The sequence below is a fragment of the Microcoleus sp. MOSTC5 genome (assembly GCF_036701825.1).
In the GTDB taxonomy this organism is placed as follows: domain Bacteria; phylum Cyanobacteriota; class Cyanobacteriia; order Cyanobacteriales; family Microcoleaceae; genus Microcoleus; species Microcoleus asticus.
In genome coordinates, this window is record NZ_JAUBRK010000176.1 from 1 (window position 1) to 1,471 (window position 1,471).

General features: G+C 41.3%; 1 protein-coding gene. It reads left to right on the forward strand.

Going from position 1 to position 1,471, the window contains the following annotated elements; translation table 11 throughout:
* Window positions 1-1,456, forward strand: a 1,456-nt coding sequence (gene ltrA, locus QUA54_RS34205; RefSeq protein ID WP_333419470.1) for a group II intron reverse transcriptase/maturase, incomplete at its 5' end; no start/stop codon positions are given.
* Window positions 1,457-1,471 lie beyond the last annotated feature (15 nt).

The following is a 1,471-nucleotide window of genomic DNA, read 5'->3' on the forward strand; positions in this document are numbered from 1 at the left end:
CCTAGTGCGTAAGCTTCAGAAACTTTTATTAAGCTCCAGAGCAGCGAAATTGCTTGCTGTTCGGCAAGTGACACAGTTAAATACTGGACGGAAAACCGCAGGGGTGGACGGAAAGAAAGCCCTCGAACCCTCACAAAGACTGGCACTATTTGAAGTGTTAGTTAAGAACTGGAAGCAATGGAAACATCAGCCCCTAAAGCGAGTGTACATCCCCAAAGTAGACGGAACTAAAAGAGGACTAGGAATCCCGACCATTAGCGACAGAGCATATCAATGTCTCATCAAATATGCCTTGGAACCAGTAGCAGAAGCTACGTTCAACGCTCATTCTTATGGGTTTAGACCTAGCCGAAGCTGCCATGATATTCAGAGACAATTATTCAATAATCTAAACTCTAGCAGTAATGGGTTAGAAAAAAGAATTTTGGAATTGGATATTGAAAAATGTTTCGACAAGATTGACCACAAATTCTTAATGCAATCAGTCCAACTACCAAAGGCAGCAAAACAAGGGGTATTTAGGGCAATAAAAGCTGGAGTCCGAGGAGAATTTCCTTTATCAGAATCCGGTACGCCCCAAGGGGGAGTTTTCAGCCCATTACTAGCAAATATAGTCCTTCACGGATTAGAAAATGTTGGTCATGAGGTCAGATTAAAAATCAGAAATGGTGGCAGATACATAGACACTATTACGGGATTTCGTTATGCGGATGACGTTGTGTTTATTCTGAAACCAGAAGACGACCCTGAACCCCTCCGAGGACACATTGATAAATTCTTGGAAACAAGAGGATTAAAAGTTAAAGAAGCCAAAACCAAAGTCGTACATAGTACAGATGGTTTCGACTTCCTTGGGTGGAACTTCTCAGTTAAACCCAATGGTAAATTCATTTCAACACCCAGTCAAAAAGCTACAATTAGCATTAAGGCAAAAGTTAAAGAAGTGATAAAAGATAGTCGTTTCACTCTCGAACATCGAATCAACAAGTGTGGTTTGGTGGTAAGAGGGTGGAGAAATTACCATAGATTCTGCGATCTGAGTCAACACAACCTGTGGCCACTGCACTATTGGTTATGGAAATTCATTCGGAAACAAGGAAGATACAACCGTTATCAAACCAATAAGGTTATAAAAAGAGCAATTCCTGCGGTTAGTTGGTCAGCCTGCAAGTTTGTCATTGTCAAGGGAGATAAATCACCCTATGATGGCGATTTTGTTTATTGGTCAAAACGAGAGAATGCTAACTACTATGGAATAACGGCACGACTTCTCAAGAAACAGAATCACAAATGTACAGAATGTAATCTATCGTTCATGTCAGGTGATATTGCAGAACTACACCATATCGACGGCAACCATAACAATTGGAAACCTATAAATTTGGAAGTTCTACATCGTGAATGTCACCAGCATCAGACCGTTCATGGTCAGGTGAGAGTCCGAACAGCGGGTTAAACCCGACTTACTAGG